At 42.4% G+C, this 21,015-nt stretch carries 19 protein-coding genes and 2 pseudogenes; all 21 read left to right on the plus strand.

What is annotated here, in order from left to right; genetic code table 11:
* The first annotated feature begins 7 nt into the window (after positions 1–7).
* Positions 8–1,516, plus strand: a complete 1,509-nt coding sequence (locus CVD23_RS19225; protein ID WP_101666888.1) for an aldehyde dehydrogenase family protein — start codon at positions 8–10, stop codon at positions 1,514–1,516.
* Positions 1,517–1,578: 62 nt separating this feature from the next.
* Positions 1,579–2,376, plus strand: a complete 798-nt coding sequence (locus CVD23_RS19230; protein ID WP_101666889.1) for an enoyl-CoA hydratase/isomerase family protein — start codon at positions 1,579–1,581, stop codon at positions 2,374–2,376.
* A gap of 65 nt (positions 2,377–2,441) precedes the next feature.
* A complete protein-coding gene (locus CVD23_RS19235) occupies positions 2,442–4,022 on the plus strand; it encodes a benzoate-CoA ligase family protein (RefSeq protein ID WP_101666890.1) in 1,581 nt (526 codons plus the stop codon).
* 468 nt (positions 4,023–4,490) lie between these two features.
* On the plus strand, positions 4,491–5,702 hold the full coding sequence (locus tag CVD23_RS19240; protein WP_101666891.1) for an ABC transporter substrate-binding protein: 1,212 nt from the start codon (positions 4,491–4,493) through the stop codon (positions 5,700–5,702).
* A gap of 84 nt (positions 5,703–5,786) precedes the next feature.
* Positions 5,787–6,650 carry a branched-chain amino acid ABC transporter permease gene (locus tag CVD23_RS19245; protein WP_101666892.1) on the plus strand — a complete coding sequence of 288 codons (864 nt, stop codon included), beginning with the start codon at positions 5,787–5,789 and terminating at the stop codon, positions 6,648–6,650.
* Entirely contained in the window at positions 6,651–7,649 is a 999-nt protein-coding gene (locus CVD23_RS19250) for a branched-chain amino acid ABC transporter permease (RefSeq protein ID WP_101666893.1), read from the plus strand.
* 4 nt (positions 7,650–7,653) lie between these two features.
* Positions 7,654–8,430: an ABC transporter ATP-binding protein gene (locus CVD23_RS19255; protein WP_308314951.1), complete on the plus strand. Its 777-nt coding sequence runs from the start codon at positions 7,654–7,656 to the stop codon at positions 8,428–8,430.
* The gene (locus CVD23_RS19260) at positions 8,423–9,121 is read left to right on the plus strand and encodes an ABC transporter ATP-binding protein (protein ID WP_101666894.1); all 699 of its coding nucleotides are present in this window, start codon (positions 8,423–8,425) and stop codon (positions 9,119–9,121) included. The genes CVD23_RS19255 and CVD23_RS19260 overlap by 8 nt, the downstream gene beginning before the upstream one ends.
* Before the next feature lie 127 nt (positions 9,122–9,248).
* Positions 9,249–9,632, plus strand: a complete 384-nt coding sequence (locus CVD23_RS19265; RefSeq protein ID WP_101666895.1) for a PaaI family thioesterase — start codon at positions 9,249–9,251, stop codon at positions 9,630–9,632.
* Between the two features lie 26 nt (positions 9,633–9,658).
* A pseudogene (locus tag CVD23_RS19270) lies at positions 9,659–9,802 on the plus strand (histidinol dehydrogenase); the annotation flags it as partial.
* 14 nt (positions 9,803–9,816) lie between these two features.
* Positions 9,817–10,116 carry a fumarylacetoacetate hydrolase family protein gene (locus CVD23_RS19275; RefSeq protein ID WP_101666897.1) on the plus strand — a complete coding sequence of 100 codons (300 nt, stop codon included), beginning with the start codon at positions 9,817–9,819 and terminating at the stop codon, positions 10,114–10,116.
* A gap of 49 nt (positions 10,117–10,165) precedes the next feature.
* Positions 10,166–10,330, plus strand: a pseudogene (locus CVD23_RS19280) (tautomerase family protein); the annotation flags it as partial.
* An 803-nt stretch (positions 10,331–11,133) separates the two neighbouring features.
* Positions 11,134–12,057: an ABC transporter permease gene (locus CVD23_RS19285; RefSeq protein WP_180955732.1), complete on the plus strand. Its 924-nt coding sequence runs from the start codon at positions 11,134–11,136 to the stop codon at positions 12,055–12,057.
* 13 nt (positions 12,058–12,070) lie between these two features.
* The gene (locus CVD23_RS19290) at positions 12,071–12,910 is read left to right on the plus strand and encodes an ABC transporter permease (protein WP_101577635.1); all 840 of its coding nucleotides are present in this window, start codon (positions 12,071–12,073) and stop codon (positions 12,908–12,910) included.
* 51 nt (positions 12,911–12,961) lie between these two features.
* Positions 12,962–13,948, plus strand: a complete 987-nt coding sequence (locus CVD23_RS19295; RefSeq protein WP_180955733.1) for a succinylglutamate desuccinylase/aspartoacylase family protein — start codon at positions 12,962–12,964, stop codon at positions 13,946–13,948.
* 75 nt (positions 13,949–14,023) lie between these two features.
* Positions 14,024–15,580: an ABC transporter substrate-binding protein gene (locus tag CVD23_RS19300; protein ID WP_101577637.1), complete on the plus strand. Its 1,557-nt coding sequence runs from the start codon at positions 14,024–14,026 to the stop codon at positions 15,578–15,580.
* 123 nt (positions 15,581–15,703) lie between these two features.
* Positions 15,704–16,666 (plus strand): succinylglutamate desuccinylase/aspartoacylase family protein, encoded by a 963-nt coding sequence (locus CVD23_RS19305; RefSeq protein ID WP_101666899.1) that lies wholly within the window; start codon positions 15,704–15,706, stop codon positions 16,664–16,666.
* Positions 16,667–16,768: 102 nt separating this feature from the next.
* Positions 16,769–17,743, plus strand: a complete 975-nt coding sequence (locus CVD23_RS19310; protein ID WP_180955734.1) for a succinylglutamate desuccinylase/aspartoacylase family protein — start codon at positions 16,769–16,771, stop codon at positions 17,741–17,743.
* Between the two features lie 41 nt (positions 17,744–17,784).
* Positions 17,785–18,777, plus strand: coding sequence for a succinylglutamate desuccinylase/aspartoacylase family protein (locus CVD23_RS19315; protein WP_101577640.1), 993 nt, complete (start codon positions 17,785–17,787; stop codon positions 18,775–18,777).
* Positions 18,774–19,784, plus strand: coding sequence for an ABC transporter ATP-binding protein (locus CVD23_RS19320; RefSeq protein ID WP_101577641.1), 1,011 nt, complete (start codon positions 18,774–18,776; stop codon positions 19,782–19,784). Before CVD23_RS19315 ends, CVD23_RS19320 begins: the two co-directional genes overlap by 4 nt.
* Positions 19,768–20,769 carry an ABC transporter ATP-binding protein gene (locus CVD23_RS19325; protein ID WP_308314952.1) on the plus strand — a complete coding sequence of 334 codons (1,002 nt, stop codon included), beginning with the start codon at positions 19,768–19,770 and terminating at the stop codon, positions 20,767–20,769. The genes CVD23_RS19320 and CVD23_RS19325 overlap by 17 nt, the downstream gene beginning before the upstream one ends.
* Positions 20,770–21,015: the final 246 nt, after the last annotated feature.

Here is a 21,015-nt window from a genome sequence, read left to right on the forward strand (position 1 = left end):
AGTTAATATGATACAAGAAAAGACGATAAGTGAAAAAAAAATCAAAGATACGTACCAATTGTTTATTAACGGTGAATACACAAATAGCAGCAATGAGCAATTTTTTGAAACATATAATCCGGCTACAGGAGAGGTACTGGCAAAAGTTGCAAAAGCAACTAAGGAGGATGTTGATCGTACCGTTCAAGCAGCCCGGAGAGCCTTTGAATCAGGAAAGTGGCCAAAACAAACAGCTGCAAAACGTGCGCGAATGTTAAATAAAATTGCTTTAATTATGAGGGAACGATTTAACGACCTTGTTGAAGCGGAAGTATTAAACAGTGGAAAAACGGTTGGGGCTGCACAAGGCCAGATTACTCAAGCTATTGAAGATTTTGAATTTTACGCAGGCGCAATTACAACTTTTGCCGGGCGCACAAACCCTGTGCCTAATGGATTTTTTAACTATACCCTTAAAGAGCCAGTTGGTGTATGTGCTCAAATAATTCCCTGGAACTATCCATTAATGATGGCTGTTTGGAAAATAGCACCTGCTTTAGCTGCCGGATGTACAGTTATATTGAAGCCTGCTAGTTATACTCCGATTACAGCCTATATGCTTGCTGATATTTGTCAAGAAGCAGGAGTTCCAGAAGGCGTATTGAATATTTTAACAGGCAGCGGTTCAGAAATCGGCCCATACTTAACAGAGCATCCTGGTGTAGACAAAGTTGCATTTACAGGTGAGACAGAAACAGGAAAAGACATTATGGCAAGAGCCTCTGAAACGTTGAAACGTGTAACACTCGAACTGGGAGGGAAATCAGCAAATATTGTGTTCGATGATTGCGATATAGATGGTGCAGTTTCAGGATCTATATACGGAATTTTCTATAATACAGGACAATCCTGTGAAGCGAGATCCAGGCTTTTCGTACATGAAAACATTTACGATGAGTTTGTAGAAAAGTTTATAGATAAAGCAAAGAAATTGAATGTTGGGGATCCATTTAATAAAGAAACCCATATGGGAGCTTTAATCTCTCAAAGCCATGAAAATGTGGTAGAGGGATATGTGAAAATAGCTGTTGAAGAAGGCGGAGAAATCCTTTATGGAGGCAAGCGTCCTGAAGGTCCAGAGTACGAAAAGGGATATTGGTACATGCCAACAATCATTGGAAATGTGACAAATGATATGAGGATTTCACAAGAAGAAGTATTCGGTCCAGTTGTCGTAGTTATGAAATTTAAAAATGAAAAAGAAGTATTAGAGCAAGCAAACGATTCGATTTTTGGATTGGGATCTGCTGTTTGGACAAAGGACCATGGCAAAGCACACCGTGTTGCAGCAGGATTAAGAGCCGGAATTGTAATGGTGAACAGCCCAATTTCTGCATTCCCTGGAACACCTTTCGGTGGCTATAAGCAATCAGGTTTCGGAAGAGAGCTATGCATTGAAACACTAGATTTATATACAGAAACGAAGAGCGTTGTTTCATACATTGGTGAAAGACCTTTAAATCTTTTCGGAATCTAATTTTTTTTAAATAGTTTTCCCTATACTCACTATATAAATCTTAAAAAAGAAGGAGAGTTAACATGACAACAACTCAAGCAGCAACTAAAAATCTAACAGTTAAAAAGGAAAACGGAATCGCAGAGGTACACATCCATGTAAATAAAACAAACGCTTATGATCTTGAATATTATAAAGAATTAAATGCGGCAATTGATGATATCCGTTTTGACAGTGATGTTAAAGTCGTAGTTCTAATGAGTGATATGCCTAAATTCTTCTCAGCCGGTGCAAACATTAACTTCCTTAAAGCAGCAGAACCGCGCTTTAAAACACAATTTTGCCTATTCTGTAATGAGACTTTAGATAAAATCGCACGTTCCCCGCAAATTTGGATTGCGTGCCTAGAAGGGCATACAGTTGGCGGCGGGTTAGAGATGGCTTTAGCTTGCGACTTACGTTTCATGGGTGACCAGGCTGGAAGAATCGGCCTACCTGAAATTACACTTGGAGTATTAGCAGGAACAGGCGGAACGCAGCGGCTTGCACGCCAGGTGGGCCACTCAAAAGCGCTGGACCTAAACTTAACTGGTGAAACTTTAACACCGAAAGAAGCGTTAGAGATCAAATTAGTTGATCGTGTGTTCCCTCAAGAAGAAACAAGAGCAAAGACTCTTGAATATGCACAAAAAGTAGCAAGCAGTGCTACATACGCTGCTTCAAATATCAAACTATCAATTATGAATGGTAAAGAAATGCCTTTAAATGTCGCCATTCGTTACGAGGGCGAGCTTCAAAATCTTCTATTCCGTTCTCAAGATGCTCAAGAAGGATTAAGTGCTTTTATTGAAAAACGCGGAGCTGACTGGAAAGGGATCTAATTAATAAAGTGGATTTCCGGTTCAAAAGAACCGGAAGTCCACAATTTTTAGATAGGAGGCTAATAATGATTGAGTCAGTTTATCGATATAAAGGAATAAAGGAACAGTATAACGCTTCCTTTCGTTTCGTCGAAGAACATGTTCAAAAGGGCTTAGGGAACAAAGTGGCTATTTATTATGATGATACTGAAGTGACTTACCTAGAACTCCTTTTTAAAATGAATCAATTTGGAAACGCTCTCAAAAATATCGGCGTAGAGCCTGAAAACCGAATGATATTGCTTACATATGACTCCCCGGAATTTGTGGTTTCATTTTTTGGAGCAATGAAAATAGGGGCCATTCCTGTTCCAATCAATACTATGATGACGCCGGATGATTATGAATATTTTCTGAACAATAGCAGAGCGAAAGTATTGGTCGTCCATGAAGAGCTATGGGAGAAAGTAAAGGCTCATAGAGACCGCTTTTTATTTCTAAAACATGTAATAATTGTAGGAGAAAACGAGCCGGCAGATATAGATGAATCTATTGATTTTAGCACGTTTATTAAAGGCGCTTCTACTAAGTTAACTGCAGAAAGAACCTCTCTTAAAGACCCTGCCTTCTGGCTTTACAGCTCTGGAAGCACTGGGGAACCAAAAGGAGTAGTGCATCTTCAAAGAAGTATGGAAACTGCGTTTAATAATTATGCCAAGCAAGTGTTGAAAATAAACGAGAATGACCGTACATTTTCAGCTTCCAAGCTTTTCTTTGCATATGGACTTGGCAATGGTATGTATTTCCCGTTAGGGGCAGGGGGTTCGACTGTTCTATTAAAAGCTCGTCCTACACCTGAAAAAGTATATGAAACAATTGTACAGCAAAAACCGACCATTTTCTTTGGCGTCCCAACGCTTTATGGGGCGATGATTAATTATGTTGAGAAAACAGGTGTCATTCCTGATTTGTCGTCCATCAGAATTTGTGTTTCTGCCGGGGAAGCGCTTCCGGCAACATTTATCCGCAAGTGGAAAGAACTGTTTAATCTTGATATTTTAGATGGTATCGGTCTAACTGAAGCTTTACATATTTTCCTATCCAATACTATTGGGGAGATCAAAGCTGGAAGCACAGGAAGGGTTGTGCCTGGTTATAAAGCTAAAATAGTCAATGAGAACCTTCAGGAAGTTGCACCGAATGAAATTGGTGATCTAGTTATTAACGGGGAGAGTCTCACCTCTGGTTACTGGTGTAATATTGAGGAAAATCAGCGGAAATTCCATGGAGAATGGATGTATACCGGAGATAAATATTATCAGGATGAGGAAGGTTATTTTTGGTACTGCGGACGTTCTGATGATATGTTGAAAGTCGGCGGTATATGGGTATCACCTATTGAAATCGAAACGGCGCTATTCCAGCATGAATATGTTATGGAGGCTGCAATTGTTGGCGCTAAAAATGAAAATAATCTCGTATATCCGAAAGCGTATATTGTATTAAGAGAAGGTGTTGCACCGACCGAAAGTGTAAAGGAAGAACTAAAGCTTTATGTTAAACAAAATTTGGCCCCATATAAATATCCTAGAGAAATCGAATTTATTCAAGAACTGCCTAAGACTGCAACGGGTAAAGTCCAGCGATTCAGGTTAAAACTCACATAAATAAGGTTCAATTGTTTATATGGAAGCTAGTTTTTTAACTGGCTATTTTTTGCCTATTTAATTTCTTCTTATAAAATTTACGAAAGACCAAAAAACATATTGTAATTTTCAAAAAGTAAATAGAGTAATCATAAAGTGGTTTACAAATATATAAGGAGATCGACAAACGAACATTTATCATTTTTTATAAACGGAAAACCGTTAGTAACATCGTAATAAGAGGGAAACGCATAGTTGTATTTTTTTCTTTTAATTTTGTTAATCGACAATCCTCAAAAATATAATAACTATATAACTATAACAAACCCTCTTTTTTTCTTGTGTTTGCATTATGTTTTATATATGAAAGATAAAAATAAGTATTGAGTATTAGCAATATATTAATTATAATAATATTTGAAATATTCAAAACTATAAGAGGGGATTTATTTTGGTGAAAGCGCTATCAATACGAATGGGGAGGTCCTTATGAAAAGTGTTAAAAAAAATTGGTTCATTTTGATTGTTTTGGTTTTTGTTCTTTCAGCATGCAGCTCAGGAGCAATTAGCACTACAAGCAGTTCGAAGGATAGCAAGAAGGAAAAAAATGAAACGATAAAAATTGGTGCGTTGTTGCCTTCTACAGGCGTATATGCCTCTTTAGGAGAAAATGTCTTAAATGGTATGAATCTTTACTTTGAAGAAAGGAACTGGGAGGTTGGCGGCTCTAAGATAGAGATCATCCATGAAGACTCAGAAGCTGATCCTCAAGTATCACTTCGAAAACTTAGAAAGCTTATGGAGCAAGATAAAATCGATATCTTAACTGGGCCAATCAGCACAGCAGTTGCTTATGCGATCCGGGATGAGGTTGATAAAAATAAACTCCCATTCCTTGTTTCACATGCTGGTGGAAACGACTTAACAAGAAGCAAGAGAAGCGACTACATTTGGCGTTCTTCTTTCAGTTCATGGCAAATCGGAAATTCCATGGGAGATTGGGCTTATAAAAATGTAGGGAAAAGAATTTATTTAACAGCTGCTGATTATGCTTTTGGCCATGAGGTCGTCGAAGCCTTTAAGGAATCTTATAAAAAAGCTGGGGGAGAAATTGTTGATGAAGTTTATCCGCCGCTAGGAAACAATGACTTCTCCTCCTATCTGGGAAAAATGAATCGTGACGATATTGACGGGATTTATGCATTCTTTGCTGGAAGTGACGCTGTAAGGTTTGTTCAGCAATATGAGCAATATGGTCTAAAAGGAAAAATTCCATTAATCGGTTCTGGTTGGCTGGTTGCTGAAGACGTTCGTCCACAGCAAGGGAAATCACCGGAGGGAATTAAGTCCTCTATTTTCTGGGATTACAGTTTGGATACAAAAGAAAATAAAAGGTTTGTAGCTGCATACGAAAAAAAATATAATACACGGCCAAGTATTGAGTCTGCTGAGGGTTATGATGCAGCAATGATAATGGCTGAGGCAATTGAAAAATTAAATGGAGATGTCTCAGATCCTGAAAAGCTTCTTGAAGCAATAGCTTCAGTGGAAATTACCAGCCCAAGAGGACCAATCAAGTTTGACAAAGAGACACACCATGTTATTCAAAATATGTATATTGTTGAAACAGGTGTTGTAAATGGCGCTACGGAAAACAAGGTAATTGATACAATTCCCAATGTCCAGGATCCTGGACAATAAGTTAATTTAAATTTTTGGAGAGAGGCAATATGCAGATTGCCTCTTTCTTTTAAAACATTCATTAACAATAAAAGGAGGGTAATCATGGGTACTTTATTTCTGCAAATCATGAATGCTTTAAGCTATGGATTTCTCCTTTTTTTTATCACAAGTGGAATTACCATCGTATTTGGCATTCTAGGCGTTCTGAATTTGGCTCATGGATCATTGTATATTCTTGGTTCTTATATTGGATACTCGTTGATCATGAAGGCAGGGTTGCCATTCTGGGTAGCGTTGGTGGCAGTTCCTATCATCATTGCTGTAATCGGATTAATCGTTGAAATCGTTTTGCTCAGGCCGACATACAAGCTGGGACATCTCTCACAAGTATTATTAACCTTCGGGCTGGCTTATATTTTACACGATATTTTTGCGATTATGTGGGGTAAGAATATACTTGCTGTAAATCCACCAGAAGCGCTCAGCCACTCAGTTGAAATCATTGGTTATTCCATTCCTGCTTATCGGCTCGCATTAATTGCAATTGGCTGTGTCTTAGGTATTTCACTTTGGTATATCCAGGAAAAGACAAAGTGGGGAGCAGTTATACGGGCTGGTTTAACAGATAAAGAAATGACGGGAGGACTAGGAATTAACATTAATCTTGTGTTTACCTCCGTATTTTTCTTTGGAAGTTTACTAGCCGGTTTAGGAGGGGTGCTGGGTTCACCTGTTCTAGGTGTTTATCCGGGAATGGAGTTTCAAATTCTGATTATATCCCTTGTAGTTTTAGTAGTTGGAGGGCTTGGTTCAGTAACTGGTACCTTTTTTGCAAGTTTGTTAGTAGGGTTTGTTGAAACCTTTAGCCGCTACCTTGTACCGGAATTAAGCTTAATCATTACGTTTGCACTTATGGCAGTAGTACTAGTCATTCGTCCGCAAGGATTGATTGGAAGGAGGGCATAAATGAGAAAATCAATTCAAGTCAGCCTGTTGTTTATTGTAATGGCCATCGTACCGTTCTTTTTATCTTTGTATTATGTGAATATATTTACCGAAATTTTAATTCTTGGAGTGTTTGCGGTAAGCTTAAATATTCTGGTCGGACAGACCGGACTTGTGTCTTTAGGCCATGCTGCTTTCTTCGGTGCAGGAGCGTATGCTTCAGGTCTAGCTGCAGCAAATGTCAGTTCAAATGTTTTTATTATGCTGGCAATCGGCATGCTTGTCACTTTTCTTCTTTCTCTATTGATTGGCTTTGTTTCTACTAAAGCTCACGGCTTTTACTTCTTAATGCTTACACTTGCCTGTTCACAAATGTTCTACTCCATTGTCTATCAGTGGACAGATGTAACAGGGGGTTCAAATGGATTATCGGGCATTCCATCACCCGTTTTATTTGGAAATACCGCCTTATCCAATCAAGTTTTAATCTACTACTTTACTCTCGTAGTTTTTTCAGTCCTTATGGTCTTGATCAGTAAACTTCTGCATTCACCGTTAGGTTATGTTTTCATAGGCATTAAAGAAAATGATGAGAGAATGAAATCGATCGGCTATAACACAGCGTTTTATAAAAATTTAAGTTTTTTAATAGCAGGAACCCTTGGCGGACTTGCTGGCGGTTTATATGTAATATTTAACGGCTTTATTTCGCCGACAGATGTGCACTGGACAATGTCTGGGTCCGTATTGATTATGGTTCTGATCGGAGGGGCCGGGACATTATGGGGCCCGGTTATTGGAGCGGCATTTATCGTAATCTTGGAAACAATCATTAGTTCATACACAGAAAACTGGATGATGATTATTGGTGTAGCTTTTATTTTATTTACCATTTTTGCACCCGAAGGAATTGCCGGCCTTATGAAAAAATTCCAGGGAGCATTAAATAAAAGCAAAAGTGAAGCTCTTGAAGATTCTATCTTAAAGCCAATTAAGCGGCAGACTAAAATGGAGGGATAGGTGAATGCAAATGGAGAGTGAAAAAATTCTATCACTTAAAGGCCTTTCAAAGAGGTTTGGCGGCTTAAAAGTTATCGAAGATATTACCTTAGAAGTCACTGTCGGAGAAAGGGTAGGGCTTATTGGGCCAAACGGAGCAGGCAAAACAACTTTGTTTAATATGATAGCTGGAGACCTGACCCCTTCAGGAGGATTGATTACCTATTATAGCGAAATGATCAATAGTGTTCCAAATTATAAACGGACAGAAAAAGGAATAGTGCGTACCTTCCAAAAAAATAATTTGATGATGGGTTTAACAGTGCATGAAAATTTGCAGCTTGTCTTGCAGAAAATGAGTAAAAAGCACACCCAATGGTGGAAACGGGCCAACACGAAAAATTACTCAGCATTATTTGAAGAGGGAGTAAAAATTCTTAAAGAATGGGGTCTGCATGAGTATGGTCACCTAAAGGTCAAAAACCTCTCATATGGTGTTCAAAGGCAAATCGAAATTATTATGGCAATAGCAGGAAAACCAAAGCTGCTTCTGCTGGATGAACCTACAGCGGGAATGTCCCAATTAGAAACAGATCAGATCATCGGGTTAATAAATAAATTATCTTCAAAAGTGACTGTTATCATGATAGAGCATGATATCGAGGTTTTATTCGGAAACACAGATCGTGTCATAGTCCTGCACGCAGGAAGGCTGATTGCCGATGGACTGCCTGAAGATGTCCGTGAAAATCCGGAGGTTAAGGAAATCTATATGGGAAAGGGGGATATTGTCCATGCTTAGTTTGAAAGGACTTCACTGTTTTTATGGATCAAGCCATGTTCTTCATGGAGTCAATCTTGAGGTTCAGAAAGGGCAGGTCGTAACCTTGCTTGGCAGGAACGGAATGGGGAAAACGACGACGATCCATTCCATAATTGGATTCGTAAAGAAAAAGCAGGGTGAAATATATTTGGATGGCGAAAATATTGTCCAGCTTAAAAGCCATCAAATTGCAAATAAAGGTATTGGAATTGTACCTCAAGGAAGAAGGATTTTCCCAAACTTGACGGTTACGGAAAATTTAACTGTTTTTGCGGACCGTTCTAACGGTGATTGGACATTGGAAGGAATCTTCGACCTATTTCCCCGATTAAAGGAAAGGGAAAAAAACCAAGCTGGAAATTTGAGTGGCGGGGAACAATCCATGCTCTCAATTGGCAGGGCATTAATGAGAAATCCCAAGATCCTTCTCCTTGACGAACCGACTGAAGGCCTTTCTCCACTAATGGTAGGAGAAGTTATGGATGTTCTTTTAAAATTGAAACAAGCAGGTATGTCGATGTTATTCGTAGAGCAAAACATTGCAACTGCCCTAAGTATTGCTGATGATGTATACATTTTAAATAAAGGTAAAGTGGTATATCACGATCATCCGGATGAATTAAAGCAAAATATGAATATAGCCTACCAGCATTTAGCATTAAGCAGCTGAGAACGCTATTGTCTAAATAATTCACAATTCTAAAGAAAAAACATTCAGAATTTTCAATCGGAATAGCGATTTAGCGGTTATAATGGGCTTATCAGGATTATGATGATTTTAAGAGAGGATGACTGAAATGGACAATAGTGTGAAAATATTAACTACCCTTGGCATAGAGATACTTGAGAAATCTCCCGACAAAGTAGTTGCTACCATGCCTGTTCATGGCCCTACACGTCAACCTTTTGGAATTCTTCATGGAGGGGCATCGGTCATTCTTGCAGAAACGGTAGCCAGCCTTGGCACATGGGAATGTATTGATATGGAAATACAATATGGAGTGGGTTTAGGGATTAATGCCAACCATCTTCGTAGAAAGAAAGAGGGAACTGTAAAGGCTATTGCCACTCCAATTCATAAAGATGAATGTAGTGTGATTTGGGAAATAAACATTACGGATGAAGAGGGAGAGCTGGTTTGTATATCAAAATGCACGATGGCAGTGGTTACCAAAAAATAGATTCCTAGGTTTGTTATTGTAAATACATATCTAAATATGGTGCCTTGTTTCTGGGAAAGGAAATAAATGTTATCTTCGGAGATAAGGTTATTGGAACAAATCACACTCTGCCAACAAAGTGTGGGGCACGGTACACTGGCGGATTATGGGTAGGGCAGTTTTTGAAAACTTAAGGAAGTGCCTAGTGTTTTTGGTTTCGAAGCAAACGTATACTCCTCATCAATATCAATGGGAAAAAATACGGGTCGTAATGAAGTCAAACGGCAAGATTGTTCAAACAGGTGAAGGATCGGCTGTAATGGGAAATCCTGTACGGTCAGTGGTAGAACTGGTTCACATGTTGCACCTTACTGGACGTTGTATCGAACCTGGAATGATCGTCCTTACTGGAGGAATCACGGAAGCGATTCATGTGAAAAGTGGAGATTTGATTACATTAGAATTTGATGAACTGACTACATTGAGTTTGAAGGTAAGTCTGTAATATAGGAGGGACCATGATGCCAATTATTCAAGTTTAACTACTAGAGGGCAGATCTGCAGAATTGAAACGACAATTGATTTCTGATGTAACGGAAGCAGTCAGCAGGACATTAGGAAATCCTCCAGAAACAATTAGAGTGTTACTGCATGAAGTGCCCGAAGAGAACTGGGGAGTTGGCAGGGTTCCGATTATTGATAGGAAGAAAAATAGATAAAATCCTGCTCAACAACCTTAAATTATTTCGGGCTTTATTCACATGGCCAATCGAAAGAAATAGCATTATTAAAAAAGTTCAAAGCAATCGCCTTGAACTTTTTTTGTTTATTACTTTTGCGAGCCTGGTCGTTGCAATTCTGTCATACAACTAAAAATACAATGAAAAAAAATAATTTACCCTTGAGTGAATGGCTCAGGTGGATTATCTCTCTTAAATCGATGAGCCCTTAGAGGGAACCGTTTATTGTTTGACCAGACATCCTTCTCGCATGTCTGGTCTTTTTTTATCTATGTTGTTATTTGTTTTTACTATACCTGACAAACTTTAAATAGATAACAAATTTGAACATAACTTAATTGTATAAAAAAAGTGAAATTATACTTAACAAAAGTATTGATTACCACCTTAGGATAAGTTATTATAATTAATAATTATTAATATTCTAAATATTCATTAATTAAATCATATTTAACTGAAGAGCTCAAAAAGGCTGAAAAAAAGTCAATTAATGACTTATTTTTATACATAATAGCCAGAAATTAAAATATAGTTAATGAACTGGACTAGCGTAGAATCTGGCAGGATTAAATATAATTAAAGAATTTTGGTTTCATTAATCCAATATAAGTTAACTCTAATTTAATTTATGAAGATTTCGTTTAAAACGGAAAAAGGTAAAGCAGAGTGAGTGACATTTACTGTAACCATCAATTATGAGGAGGTGATCGCGGTACATATAAAATGTTGATTTAATTGATGCAGATACCAGCTCGTCATGGAAATTTAGGGGAGGTGAAATGATGGGAAGATTTCTTTTAAACCGTTTTTTCCAGGCGATGATTGTACTTGTGGGTGCATCGGGAATTGCTTTCTTCATCCTTAGAGTTATTCCAGGCGATCCTGCGACCCTCATGTTACCTGAAAATGCCACTGAAGAGGAAGTTAATCAAATGAGAGAATCCATGGGGTTGAATCTTCCTCTTTGGACACAGTACATCGTTTATTTTAAACAAATGCTTGTATTGGATTTTGGAGACAGTTTAAACCGTGGATTGCCATCCATGCAGCTGATTGTTGATCACTTGCCGGCAACGGCCATCCTGGTATTCTGGGCGATGGTGATTGCCATTGTCATTGCGATTCCACTTGGAATGTTAGCAGCGGTAAAGAAGAATAGTTTATCCGATTACGCGGTAAGTATTTTGGCGATGCTTGGCCAATCGGTTCCGAGCTATTGGCTGGGGATGATGCTGATTTTGCTGGTGGCGGTACGATGGGATCTTCTTCCGACATCCGGCTTTGGCAGCTGGAGCCATCTGGTTTTGCCAGCCTTTACTTTAGCGGTTTATCAGCTGGCTTTGATCGCGCGGTTGATGAGGTCGAGTATGCTTGATGTCATGCACAACGATTATGTCAGGACAGCGCGCGCCAAAGGCTTGCCAGAGAGAATTGTTCTTTTCAAGCACGTATTTAAAAATGCATTGATTCCGACGATCACGATGATCGGGCTCCAGACGGGTCAGCTGCTAGGCGGGGCCATCATTACGGAATACATTTTTTCCTGGCCGGGACTTGGATTCCTTACCGTTCAGTCAATTCAATTCCGTGACTATCCGATGATTCAATCGCTAGTAATTATATCTGCATTGGTCTTTGTCATCATCAACCTTATTGTTGATATTTTATATGCCGTTATCGATCGCCGAATCGTTGTGGATTCCTAAGGAGGATGAAAATATGTACTCTACCCTTCAGCGGGTTAGCCAAAGAAAAATTGCGGCTGTTGGACTCTTTCTTCTATTGATTGTCATCATCATCGCCGTCATAGCGCCGTTGATTGTTCCAATGAATCCAGAGGAGCAGAACATTGTAGAGAGGCTGCAGCCTCCTGGTTGGACAGATGAAGAAGGGGTAAAGCACTGGCTCGGTACTGACCAGTTAGGCCGCGACGTATTAAGCAGGGTTATCGTCGGCTCCCGGGTTTCGATTATGGTTGCTGCAGGTGCCGTCATCATTGGCGGAACGATTGGTCTTATTGTTGGTCTTGTTTCCGGATATTCCGGCGGATGGATCGACAGCGTGTTAATGCGGATCGTCGATATGCAATTGGCCTTTCCTTTCTTATTGCTGGCTCTTACGATGGTCACGATTCTCGGGCCAAGTGTGATGAATGTCGTGCTCGTCCTTTCTGTCACAAGCTGGATTTCTTATGCCAAAGTCGTAAGAAGCTCGGTTCTATCCATCAAGCATTTAGAATTCATAGAGGCGACAAGGGCAATAGGGGCGTCCAGATTCACGATCCTGTTCCGTCACATTCTTCCGAACATCATATCTCCCTTTATTGTCGTCGCCAGTTTTCAAGTGGCTACCTTAATTATTGCCGAATCCTCCCTTAGCTTTCTCGGTCTTGGCGTTCCCGCCAGCCAGCCAACGTGGGGGGGAATGCTGGCCGATGGAAGAGAGTATATGTCTGATGCATGGTGGATTGCTGTTTTTCCAGGAATGATGCTGATGGTTGTAGCGATGAGTGCCAACCTTTTTGGGGATGGCCTGCGTGATGCGCTTGATCCGCGCTAATTATACCTCAAGCTTCTATTAATCTTTTTGACAGAGGAGTTGAATAAGAGATTGTCAGAAATCACAACCATTCATAGTTTAGAAGAATTAGAGCACAAGACCGGCGAGGTCCATGCCGCACGACTTCCAATTGGAAGCCTTCCTGATTGTACCGAATTCTCCATTCCCGTTCTTGTTGGGGAAGGAAGCGAACCAGGACCGACTTTACTCTTAACTGCCCTGATCCATGGTGTTGAAATTGGTGGCTACGATGTAATAAGACGTTTGATCCGGGAAGAAATTGATTTTAAAAAGGTCCGTGGGCGCGTAGTGGCAGTACCTATCGTCAACCCATTTGCCCTTGCAGTATCCAACCGCTTCACCCCGCAGGATTCTGCGGATCTGAATCGGGTTTTTCCGGGTAGTGCGAACGGAACTCTTAGTCATCGGATTGCCCATACTTTGGTCGAAAAAATTGTAAAGCACGCTGATTATGTTGTTGATTATCATTCTTGTAATCCGCCTTCCTGTGTCTTTACGATTGTGGACGCTGAAGGAAGCGCAGAAGTACAGGGAAAGTCAATGGGAATGGCGCAGGCATTCGGTGCCATAACGGTTGCCCCTTCTGACAAAACTCAGGGAACCTTTAGCGGATACTTATCCTCCGTTGGGAAACCAGTGATCACACCGGAGCTCGTCTTCTCCCGCCGGTTTGATCAGTTGAGTTCTGACGCTGGAGTAATAGGAACTCTGAATGTCATGAAATACCTAGGTATGATCGATGGCCAGCCACAAGAGTTGCTGGGAACCCCACCGTTTAAACGGGGTTTACGTTACACTGCTCTTTTTGCGAAAACAGGCGGCTTCATCTACTTCAGTAAGAAAGTAACAGACCATGTTGAAAAGGATGAAGTAATTGCGACCATCCGTAACCCATGGGGTGAAGTGGTGGAAGAAGTAAGGGCTCCCGTTACCGGGATGATTATTGCGTACCCGATGGCGGGGAACCAGGCTTTGACGACAGGGGATAAGATCGCGTATTTTACCTCGGATTTTTAGTATCAGCATTTTGATAAGGGGTTTCATGCATTAAAAGGATAGATTGAATCAACTATTAATGAGGGGGTTGTGAATGTGTTTAAGAGATTCCGAGTATCTGCATTGCTGCTGGTTATGATTTTTTTACTAGGTGCGTGTTCTGCCGTTAATTCAACATCAACGAAGGATAAGGAAGATGGAAAGGAACCTCAAAAAGCGGAAAAGAAGGAGCTCGCGATTGCTACTGGTTCGGATCCGATCAGCCTTGATCCCCGCAAAACATGGTCAGGACCCGGCTACAGCATGAACTCTCATATTTTTGAACCTCTCGTTTTCCGTACCATTGAAGGTGGCAAGGTGAAGATTGAGGGCGTACTTGCAGAGAAATTTGAGAACGTCGATGATCTAACCTGGAAGTTTACCCTTCGCCAGGGCGTTAAATTTCACAACGGAGCGCCTCTTACTGCCAATTCTGTTAAATTTACAATTGACTCGATCAACGATCCTAATTTCAATACCCCGCTTAAAACATGGCTGAGAGACGTTGCAGAAGTAACAACGGAAGGAGATTCTGTCGTTATTATTAAAACGAAAACACCAACAAGGGGATTAATCAGTTCTCTTGCCCAGGTGCCAATTGTAGAACAGGGTGCCGTAGAACAACTGGGTGAAGAATATAATACAAAGCCTGTTGGGACCGGCCCGTATAAGGTCGTTAAGTATACCCCTAACAATGAATTGCAATTAGAACGATATGATGGCTACTGGGGTAAGGCCGGAGTTAGTGATACGATCCGATTCAAAATTATGCCTGAAAATGCGGTTCGCTTGGCAGCACTTCAACGTGGTGATGTCCAGATCGCTGAAACGATGTCGACAGACAAAATTAACACGATCAAGAACGATCCGGAGCTGGATGTTTCCATTACAAAAACACTTCGCGTTGACTTCTTAGTTTTAGAGTTTAAAAACAAATGGATGGCCAATCAAAAATTCCGCGATGCACTTTCACTGGCTGTGGACCGAAAAGGTTTAGTGGATAATGTTCTAGGCGGTACAACGATTCCTGCTTCCTCCGTATCTCCTCCGGGAACAATCGGTTTTAACGAGGATCTGCCAGTTTATGAATTTAACCTGGATGAAGCGAAGAAGCTCCTTAAGGAATCTGGTTACGATGGATCTCCTATCAAGATGGGTGCTCCGATCGGCCGCTACGCCATGGACAAACAAATTGGTGAAGCGATCGCCGGTATGCTTAAGAAGGCAGGAGTTAACATCCAACTGGAATCCTTGGAGTGGAGCTCCTATGTACCGAAAACGGATGAAGATGCTTACGACATCTGGTTTATCGGTGCAACAGACTTTACGATCAATCCAAGCAAGCACTGGGATGGTTACTTCTATTCCAAAACATCTGAAAACAACTATGCAAATCCTGAAATTGACAAGTTGATGGATCAAGCCATCCAGACCATTGATAACGATCAAGCGGCCGGGCTTTATATGAAAATCCAGGAGATCCTTCATAAGGATAAGCCTACACTTCCGCTTTACTACGAGCCGCAGATTATCGGTGTAAGAAAAGGCCTTAACAACTTTGCTCCAAGACTTGACGAGTATGTAAACGTTTCTGGAGCCGAGTTTACGAAGTAATAAATTATCCCGCATTAGCGGGCAGTATGACCCCCACCTCAAGAAGTTGAGGAAATCGAGTATTCTAGGTGGGGGTAAACTATTTCAATTTATCGAAAAACTGTTTGAAAAGGAGGCTATTTATTGAAGACGATTGGAACAGCCGAAGTCATCCGGGGTGAGAAAACGAAAGGTTATTTACAGGTAGGAACCGATACAGATGGATCTCCATTTCAGGTACCAGTACTGATTGCGGCAGGGGAAAACGATGGACCGACCGTTTGGGTCCAGGGAGGCATTCACGGCGATGAATACGGAGGCACAGCATCCATCATCCGATTTTTTCAGGAGCTGGACACCAGCCAGCTCCGCGGCAACTTTGTCGGATTGCCAGTAGTAAATCTGCCTTCTTTCAAGGCCCGCTACCGGACTTCCCCGGTGGACGGCGCAAACCTGAACCGAATTTTCCCTGGGGATCCGAAAGGAACTTATAGCCAGCGGCTAGCACACGCATTATTGGAGTCTGTCAAAGAAAATGCGGATTATGTGCTTGACCTTCACTCTGGTGGTATCGGACTCCATGTCGATTACTTCATGATTTGCAGATACGCAGAAACGGAAGCCTCTAAGAAATCAATGTGGCTCGCCGAGCGTATGGGTGCAGAAGTCATTTGGCGGGTTGAAGGAGAATCAGCTACAAGCGGTGTTGGTACGGATCACATCACGAAAAGCGGTATTCCTGCTGTAACCATCGAGGTTGGAGGAGGAAATGTGTCAGAGAATCATGAACGCCTCTATAAAGAATCGATTGAGAATGCCTTTAAGGCACTCGACATGCTCCCGGGTGAAGCACCTGTTCAAAAGGAATATGCCGTTTATAAAGAGGGTGACTTCATTTTTGCGGGCCAGGGCGGATTGTTTGTTCCCGCTTGTAAGGTAGGTTCCATTTTAAACAAGGGCGATTTGATCGGTTCGATTATCAACCTTTATGGAGAGGTCACAGAGGAGCTGCGCTGTTCTTCGGATAACGCTTACCTTGCAGCGACGGGGCACCGCTACTGGCCTTTACATCCTGGACAGCTGGTTGCTGAAACTTATACGGCCTGAACAAAAAGTGCCTTCCAGGAGTAAAAGTTTTACCCTGGAGGCTCCTTTTTACAGAAATAAGAGCTAAATATTCGTTTTATAAACATGGAGGAGGAAAACGATTTGAAAACCATTGGAACAGCACAAGTAATCCAAGGTGAAAAAACTAGAGGATACTTACAGGTTGGGAGCGATACAGATGGATCAGCTTTTCAAATACCGGTATTAGTGGCTTCCGGGAAGGAAGATGGGCCAACCATTTGGGTCCAAGGCTGTATTCATGGTGAAGAATATGGCGGAGCGGCCTCGATCATCCGATTCTTTCAGGAATTGGATCTCAGCCAGGTACGGGGTACCTTTGTTGGCGTTCCGGTTACCAATCCACCTTCGTTTAAAGCAAGGAGCCGAATTTCTCCTCTTGATGGCGCCAACCTGAACCGTATTTTCCCGGGGGATCCGAAGGGTACGTACAGTCAGCGATTAGCCCACGTATTGCTTACAACGGTCCAAGAGAATGCTGATTACGTGATCGATTTACATTCCGGCGGTATTGGGGCTGAAGTGCCTTTCTATATGATCTGTAAATACGACGAATCAGCAGCGGCAAAGAAGTCGTTTTGGCTGGCAGAGCGTATGGGTTCAGATGTTATTTGGCGTTCTGCAGGGGAAGCAGGGACAGGTGGAACGGGAACGGCCCACACAGTCAAAAGTGGCATTCCTACTGTTACCGTCGAGTGCGGAGGAGGAAATGTGACGGAGGAACATGAACGTCTTTTTAAATTCTCCATTAAGAATGCTATGAAAGCGCTCGACATGCTCCCAGGTGAAGCTCCTGTACAAAAGGAATATACCGTAATCAATAAAGCGGATTTCCTTTTTACTGGAGAAGGCGGATTGTTTGTTCCGGCTTGTAAGGTCGGCGATGTTTTAAATAAAGGAGACCTGATCGGCTCGATTATGAACCTTTATGGTGATATCACTGAGGAAATCCACTGTCCTTTAGACAATGCCTACATCGCTGCAACTGGCCACCGTTATTGGCCGACTGAACCAGGGCAGCTGATTGCTGAAGCAATCCCAGTAGAAAGTAAAAAGTAGTCAGAATTTTAATATTGATAAAAATTAAGGGAGGCTATTCCATGAAGACAGTTGGTACAGCGGAGGTTATTCCGGAAAAAAAAACAAAAGGTTATTTACACGCTGGAACAGATACGGATGGTTCTCCTTTCCAGCTTCCCGTTTTGGTTGCGGCGGGGAAGGAGGAAGGGCCAACGATTTGGGTCCAGGGTTGTATCCACGGTGACGAATATGGGGGAGCTGCCTCGATCATCCGATTCTTTCAGGAATTGGACCTAAGCAAGCTTCGCGGGACCTTTGTGGGCGTCCCGGTTACGAATCTACCTTCCTTCAAGGCACGATACCGGACTTCGCCGCTTGACGGTGCCAATTTGAACAGGATATTCCCTGGTGACCCGAAAGGAACATATAGCCAGCGTTTGGCTCATACATTGATTTCCACTATTTCAGAGACAGCCGATTATGTGATTGATTTGCACTCTGGCGGCAATGGTGCGTACGTGCCATTTTACGTTATCTGTGATTACAACGACACCGAGGCGGGCAAGAAATCGTTGTGGCTCGCTGAGCGTATGGGAGCAGATGTCATCTGGCGTTCTGAAGCAGAAACAGATATTACAGGTACCGGAACGGCCCAGCTTGTAAAGAACGGCATTCCTGCAGTCACGGTCGAATGTGGCGGTGGAAATGTCACGGAAGATCATGAACGCCTCTTTAAAGAATCCATTGAAAATGCGATGAAAGCTCTTGAGATGCTGCCGGGCCTGGCACCTATTCAAAATGAATATACTGTGATCAATGGGGCGGATTTCTTTTTTACAGGCCAAGGGGGTTTGTTTGTTCCGGCTTGCAATGTCGGTGATGTTTTGAATAAAGGAGATCTGCTCGGGTCGGTTATGAACCTTTATGGTGACACTACAGAAGAGCTGCACTGTCCTTCCGATGATGCCTACATTGCGGCTATTGGCCACCGATACTGGCCGGTTCACCCTGGCCAGCTGATAGCCGAAGCTATTCCGGTAATAGAACGGTTTTCAAAGGAAAAAGGGTCATGAAACCGCCTATTCTGGAGGTTCATGACTTAGCTGTCAGTTTCCATGGGAAACAGGGAGTTGTACCAGCCGTTGACGGTGTATCTTTCGAGATACAACCGTCCGAGACGGTCTGTATTGTCGGCGAGTCTGGTTCAGGCAAGAGTGTAACCTCGCTTGCGATCATGGGGCTTTTATCCAAACCGGCGGGCAGAGTAGATCAGGGTCATATTTTATTAGAAGGTGAAGATTTACTTAAAAAGAGTCCGAAGGAAATGCGTAAAGTGCGTGGAAATGATATTGCGATGATCTTTCAGGAGCCGATGACTTCGTTAAATCCTGTGTTTACCGTCGGTGACCAAATCGCCGAGGCCCTTCGTTACCACAAAGGATTGAGCAAAAAAGAGGCCATGAAAAAGTCGGTGGAATTCCTGCGATTAGTAGGTATTCCTTCCCCGGAACAACGAGTGCACGAATATCCCCATCAGCTTTCTGGGGGAATGAGGCAGAGGGTCATGATTGCCATGGCTTTGACTTGCGATCCTAAGCTGCTCATTGCGGATGAACCTACAACGGCACTGGACGTAACGATTCAAGCCCAGGTGCTGGAATTAATGAAGGGACTGAAAGAGAAGCTCGGTATGTCCATCCTGCTCATCACTCATGATTTGGGTGTTGTGGCCGACATGGCTGACAGGGTCGTGGTCATGTATGCCGGAAAGGTAGTCGAAGAAGGGAGTGTCTGGGAAATCTTCGAGCGCCCTAATCATCCTTATACATTAGGCTTGCTAGAAGCTATGCCTTCCCTTGAAGAGAAAGGGGAACGGCTGCAGACGATTAAAGGTGTCATTCCCAATCTTCTCCAGCTTCCAACCGGGTGCCGTTTTAACCCCCGTTGCCCTTTCGTGTCTGATCTGTGCCGCCAATCAGAGCCTGAGCTCGAAGAAGTAGGAGATGGTCGGCGGGTGGCTTGCTGGCATTATAATAAACTTCAGGAAGTGGAGGTGACCAAGGGTGATAGAACGGGCTGAAACTCAACCGGAAAAACCACTTCTTGATGTGAAAAATATTAAAAAGTATTACCCGGTAAGCAGTAGTTTTTTTAACCGGTCTTCGGGGTATGTGAAGGCTGTTGACGACGTATCATTTTCGGTGAAGGCTGGCGAAACTCTTGGGATTGTCGGTGAGTCTGGGTGCGGAAAGTCGACTTTGGGAAGGAACATCCTTAGATTACAGAAACCGACAGCCGGACAAATTATTTACGAGGATAAAGACATTACCAAGTATCGTGAGTCAGAGCTGCGAAAGGTTCGCAAAGAGATGCAAATTGTCTTTCAGGACCCTTACGCTTCTTTAAATCCTAAACATAAGGTCGGTGAAATCATTAGGGAGCCGCTAAGGGTGCATAGGGAAGGTTCAAAGGCCGAGCAGCTCGACAGAGTGAAATGGCTTCTTGAAAAGGTGGGGCTCGAGCATCATCATGTAATGAGATATCCTCATGAATTTTCAGGAGGGCAGCGGCAAAGGATTGGTATCGCCCGGGCACTCGCTCTGAATCCAAAATTGATCGTTTGTGATGAACCGATCTCAGCTCTTGACGTATCCGTCCAGTCACAGGTCATCAATCTCTTCCAGGATTTGCAAGATGAACTAGGGCTTACCTACCTTTTTATTTCACATGACCTTTCCGTCATCCGGCACGTCTGTAATCGGGTTGCGGTCATGTACCTCGGTAAAATCGTCGAGCTCGGCGAAACAGGGGATATCTACCATGAGCCTGCCCACCCATACACGAAGGCCCTTCTGTCGGCCATTCCGCTTCCAAATCCATTACAGCAGAGGAAAAGGGAAAGGAGCATCCTCCAGGGAGATGTACCGAATCCGATAAATCCACCGGAAGGCTGCCGGTTTCATACCCGTTGCCCAATCGCTACAGAAATCTGTAAAAAGGAAGAACCAAAGTTTGAGGAGAAGATGCCGGGCCGCTGGGTTGCTTGCCATCATCATCTGGCCTAATGAGAGGTATGAGGTTGGAGCTGGCTTTGAAAGAATTATTAGAGAGCCCCCGGGCAACAGTTCCGGGGGAATGATTGGGAAGCTCATTACGGCATTCGCGTGCAAGTTTTTTGAGGATGTATGAATCGTTTAAAGATCAACAAGAAATCTACCTTTAACAGAGAATTCACAGTGGTAACACTTTCATATATACCTCATCCAAATGAATGGGGTACAGCCGGATGGTGCCATTTTCTGCTCTCAAAG

The sequence above is a fragment of the Bacillus sp. V33-4 genome, from assembly GCF_002860225.1.
GTDB classification, from domain to species: domain Bacteria; phylum Bacillota; class Bacilli; order Bacillales; family Cytobacillaceae; genus Bacillus_BJ; species Bacillus_BJ canaveralius.

What these genes read in the sequence shown, in the direction of transcription:
- CVD23_RS19225 (WP_101666888.1), top strand. Translation starts at nt 8, where the DNA reads ATGATACAAGAAAAGACGATAAGTGAAAAAAAAATCAAAGATACGTAC.
- CVD23_RS19230 (WP_101666889.1), top strand. Translation starts at nt 1,579, where the DNA reads ATGACAACAACTCAAGCAGCAACTAAAAATCTAACAGTTAAAAAGGAA.
- CVD23_RS19235 (WP_101666890.1), top strand. Translation starts at nt 2,442, where the DNA reads ATGATTGAGTCAGTTTATCGATATAAAGGAATAAAGGAACAGTATAAC.
- CVD23_RS19240 (WP_101666891.1), top strand. Translation starts at nt 4,491, where the DNA reads ATGAAAAGTGTTAAAAAAAATTGGTTCATTTTGATTGTTTTGGTTTTT.
- CVD23_RS19245 (WP_101666892.1), top strand. Translation starts at nt 5,787, where the DNA reads ATGGGTACTTTATTTCTGCAAATCATGAATGCTTTAAGCTATGGATTT.
- CVD23_RS19250 (WP_101666893.1), top strand. Translation starts at nt 6,651, where the DNA reads ATGAGAAAATCAATTCAAGTCAGCCTGTTGTTTATTGTAATGGCCATC.
- CVD23_RS19255 (WP_308314951.1), top strand. Translation starts at nt 7,654, where the DNA reads ATGCAAATGGAGAGTGAAAAAATTCTATCACTTAAAGGCCTTTCAAAG.
- CVD23_RS19260 (WP_101666894.1), top strand. Translation starts at nt 8,423, where the DNA reads ATGCTTAGTTTGAAAGGACTTCACTGTTTTTATGGATCAAGCCATGTT.
- CVD23_RS19265 (WP_101666895.1), top strand. Translation starts at nt 9,249, where the DNA reads ATGGACAATAGTGTGAAAATATTAACTACCCTTGGCATAGAGATACTT.
- CVD23_RS19285 (WP_180955732.1), top strand. Translation starts at nt 11,134, where the DNA reads ATGGGAAGATTTCTTTTAAACCGTTTTTTCCAGGCGATGATTGTACTT.
- CVD23_RS19290 (WP_101577635.1), top strand. Translation starts at nt 12,071, where the DNA reads ATGTACTCTACCCTTCAGCGGGTTAGCCAAAGAAAAATTGCGGCTGTT.
- CVD23_RS19315 (WP_101577640.1), top strand. Translation starts at nt 17,785, where the DNA reads ATGAAGACAGTTGGTACAGCGGAGGTTATTCCGGAAAAAAAAACAAAA.
- CVD23_RS19320 (WP_101577641.1), top strand. Translation starts at nt 18,774, where the DNA reads ATGAAACCGCCTATTCTGGAGGTTCATGACTTAGCTGTCAGTTTCCAT.